Source organism: Nostocoides sp. (assembly GCF_035343835.1).
GTDB lineage: Bacteria > Actinomycetota > Actinomycetes > Actinomycetales > Dermatophilaceae > Nostocoides_A > Nostocoides_A vanveenii.
The window spans coordinates 1-2,928 of the sequence record NZ_DAOQZV010000093.1 but is presented as its reverse complement, the minus strand read 5'-3'; the positions used below and the strand labels follow the sequence as shown (position 1 = coordinate 2,928).

At 68.9% G+C, this 2,928-nt stretch carries 4 protein-coding genes and 1 tRNA gene; 2 read left to right on the top strand and 3 right to left on the bottom strand.

Annotation, left to right across the window (positions count from 1 at the left end; all coding sequences use genetic code 11):
- Positions 1-173: 173 nt before the first annotated feature.
- Entirely contained in the window at positions 174-428 is a 255-nt protein-coding gene (locus PKH97_RS08400) for a DUF6458 family protein (protein ID WP_324386957.1), read from the top strand.
- 201 nt (positions 429-629) lie between these two features.
- On the opposite strand, the gene PKH97_RS08395 is transcribed toward PKH97_RS08400, so the two are convergent.
- Together PKH97_RS08395 and PKH97_RS08390 are read right to left on the bottom strand one after the other, a co-directional pair.
- Positions 630-1,445 (bottom strand): CoA ester lyase, encoded by an 816-nt coding sequence (locus tag PKH97_RS08395; protein WP_324386956.1) that lies wholly within the window; start codon positions 1,443-1,445, stop codon positions 630-632.
- Positions 1,442-1,936, bottom strand: coding sequence for a MaoC family dehydratase (locus tag PKH97_RS08390; protein ID WP_324386955.1), 495 nt, complete (start codon positions 1,934-1,936; stop codon positions 1,442-1,444). Before PKH97_RS08390 ends, PKH97_RS08395 begins: the two co-directional genes overlap by 4 nt.
- A 153-nt stretch (positions 1,937-2,089) precedes the next feature.
- On the opposite strand from PKH97_RS08390, the gene PKH97_RS08385 reads away from it, so the two are divergent.
- Positions 2,090-2,566 (top strand): hypothetical protein, encoded by a 477-nt coding sequence (locus tag PKH97_RS08385; protein WP_324386954.1) that lies wholly within the window; start codon positions 2,090-2,092, stop codon positions 2,564-2,566.
- Positions 2,567-2,648: 82 nt separating this feature from the next.
- Here the strand turns inward: PKH97_RS08385 and PKH97_RS08380 are convergent.
- A tRNA-Thr gene (locus PKH97_RS08380) sits at positions 2,649-2,721 on the bottom strand.
- Positions 2,722-2,928 lie beyond the last annotated feature (207 nt).

Genomic DNA, 2,928 nt, shown 5'->3' with positions numbered 1-2,928 from the left:
AGGCCGGTCCAGGGCCGTTTCCAGTCGGCTGTGCGCGAGAGCGTCGAGCTCGGGCGCACTGCGCCGAGGCAGGTTTGGGCGGACCCTAACCCACCATCCGGCGACGCACCGACCTACGCTCGGTAACGACCGGGCGGGTGATCCCCGCCCTCACACGTGTAAGGAGCACCTTCATGTACATCGGACTCGGTATTTTCCTGCTCGTCGTCGGGGCGATCCTGTCCTTCGCCGTCCGCGACAGCATCAGCGCTGTGGACCTGACGATGATCGGCTATATCTGCATGGGCGCGGGCGCACTCGCCATCGTGCTGTCTTTCCTAGCGCAAGCCGGGTCGCGCCGCGCCGACGGCTACAACGCCACCCGGGTCACGTCGACCGACCCCAACACCGGCACCACCATCGACGAAACTCGCGTCGACCGCGGCTGACCTATTCCGCGTCCTGCACCCGTCTGAGTCCTGCAGTCTGCGCGTGACTAGCCGGTTAGAGCCCGTCGAGTGGCCGGTTACAGCCCGTCGAGTGGCCGGTTCAGCCACGTCGAGTGGCCGGTTCAGGACGACTGGGGATTGCGTTTCGCGGCGGCGGACCAGCTGCCCACGTCGTTCCTGGCCGCTGAGGCCGTACCAGACTCAGTTGGCAACCCAGCCCAGCACCCGTCGGGCCTGGGCAACGACCGGGCCGTCCACCATTTGACCGTCGAGGCTAAATACCCCGGCGCCGTGCACGGCCACGCCTGCGAGCACCCGCTCGGCCCAAGCCACGCGTTCAGGGGTGGGCGCATAGACCTCGCGGACCACCCCCACGTGCCCCGGATGGATTAGCGCCTTGGCGTCGAAGCCGGACGCCGCGGCATTCGCCGTCTCCGCCCGGAGCCCGTCGAGATCCGGGATGTCGAGATGCACGGCGTCGATGGCGAGTTTGCCCTCGGCCTTCGCGGCGAGAAGGGCAACGCTCTGGGCGTGCACGGCATACGGCCGATAGGCGCTGACGGCGTCCCGGCTGGAGGTGCCGCCCATGGCGGCGACGAGGTCCTCGGCGCCCCACATCGCGCCCACGACGTGCGGGACGCGCATGATCTCGGCGGCGCGGACGATGCCGCGCGGGGTCTCGAAGAGCGCGACCACGTCATACCCGCTCAGGCCGGTGACGTCCTCCGGCAGCTCGGTCTTGGCCAGCATCACCCGGCGAATCTGGTTGCGCGCCAACGCTTCCAGGTCACGCTCGTGGTCGGCGGTGCCCGCCGGATTGACGCGCACGAGGGTGCGTTCCGGATCGAAATCGCCGTATGCCGTCAGGTCGGCCCGAGCCTGTGCCTTGCGATCCGGAGGGACGGCGTCCTCGAGGTCGATGATCACGACGTCGGCGCGTTCCGCTGCCTTTGCGTAACGGTCGGGCCGGTCCGCGGGGCAGAAGAGCCACGCCGGGCCGGGCTGCCAGGCGGTCATCCGTGCTGCTCCGCCAGCTGGAGCCGAACGAGCGTCTGCCGGGCAGCCGTCGCGACCACCGTCCCCGACTCATTGCGCGCGGTGTGCTCCAGGCTCACGATGCCTTCGCCCGGACGGCTGCGCGACGGGCGCTTGTCGGTGACAAGGGTCTCGGCATACAAGGTGTCGCCGATGAAGACGGGGGCGGGGAAGGCGATCGCCGAGAAGCCCAGATTGGCCACGAGCGTGCCCTGCGTCAGCTGCGCGACCGAGAGTCCGACCAGCGTGGAGAGGGTGAACATCGAGTTCACCAGCCGCGCATGGAAGGGCGGGAGCGCATCGGAGATCGCCGCGTCGAGGTGTAACGGCTGGGTATTCATCGTCAGCGTCGTGAAGAGCACATTGTCGGCCTCGGTGACCGTCCGGCCCGGCCGGTGCCGATAGGTCGCGCCCACCTCGAACTCCTCGAACCACAGCCCCCGCTGCTCGATGATCCGACCTGGCCCGTCCATGGCTGGCTCCTTCGCTGCCCGTATGCCGTGCCCGCCACGCTATCGCTCGGCTCGGCCTTCCACGCGACCACCTGCGTGGGAGGGTCGTGCCTCTACCGGGGGCATAATGCTTGCAGGGATAGAGATGTAATGTTGTAATCAACCATGGAGATTATGACTGAGGTTCTGAAAGTCATACCGGTGGATCTTTTCGACGGCGCTCCCGACGTGCGCATCGACCGCGAGGAGATCACCATCATCGGCCGGGTCCCGGCCACCCCCGGCCAGGACGCGGCCGGGGACGATACCGACCGCATCGACCGGTTCCGCGAAGCCACCCGCGAGCAGCGCATGCGCATCGCGCGCGGACTTGAGGACGCGTTCAATCGCAAGGTGGCCTGGGGCGCCCGGAGCGGGGAGATGGGTGTGCTCTTCACCCACCTCGCGACGCCAGTAATGACGCGGCTACGTCAGCCCGAGCGGTTGGTCCTCGACACCCTGGTCGCCGGCGGCGTGGCTCGATCGCGCGCGGACGCGCTGGCCTGGTGCGTGCGGCTCGTCGGTCAGCACGAAGCCGACTGGATCGCCCGACTGCAGGACGCGATCAAGAATGTTGACGAGGCGCGCGCATCCGGTCCGGACCCGGACTGACCTGCGGTCCGAGGCCGCCTCCCAGGAGGCGAGGCGCGACGAGGCCTGGGCCACGAAGGGATTTCTGGGGGGCGTCAGAGAGAGCCGACGGGGGGACTCGAACCCCCAACCACCTGTTTACAAGACAGGTGCGCTGCCAATTGCGCCACGTCGGCCGGCGCCCCGAAGGGCACGGGTGAGGATATCAACCGCCGGACGCCAGGCGGCTGGCGTGCCGCCTGGCGCCGGATCCCACCGAACCGACGAAGGTGCGTCCCCCAGCATCAGGTCTGTCCCGACGTGTAGGCCGGGCGGGCCGGGCCAACGCCGATCGGGGCCGCTTGACGGGGCTGAACCGGCCCCTCGACGGGGCTGAACCGGCC

Bases quoted from the DNA above. Each gene is read 5' to 3' on its own strand.
- PKH97_RS08395 (WP_324386956.1), bottom strand. From the start codon at position 1,445: ATGACCGCCTGGCAGCCCGGCCCGGCGTGGCTCTTCTGCCCCGCGGAC.
- PKH97_RS08390 (WP_324386955.1), bottom strand. From the start codon at position 1,936: ATGGACGGGCCAGGTCGGATCATCGAGCAGCGGGGGCTGTGGTTCGAG.
- PKH97_RS08385 (WP_324386954.1), top strand. From the start codon at position 2,090: ATGACTGAGGTTCTGAAAGTCATACCGGTGGATCTTTTCGACGGCGCT.
- PKH97_RS08400 (WP_324386957.1), top strand. From the start codon at position 174: ATGTACATCGGACTCGGTATTTTCCTGCTCGTCGTCGGGGCGATCCTG.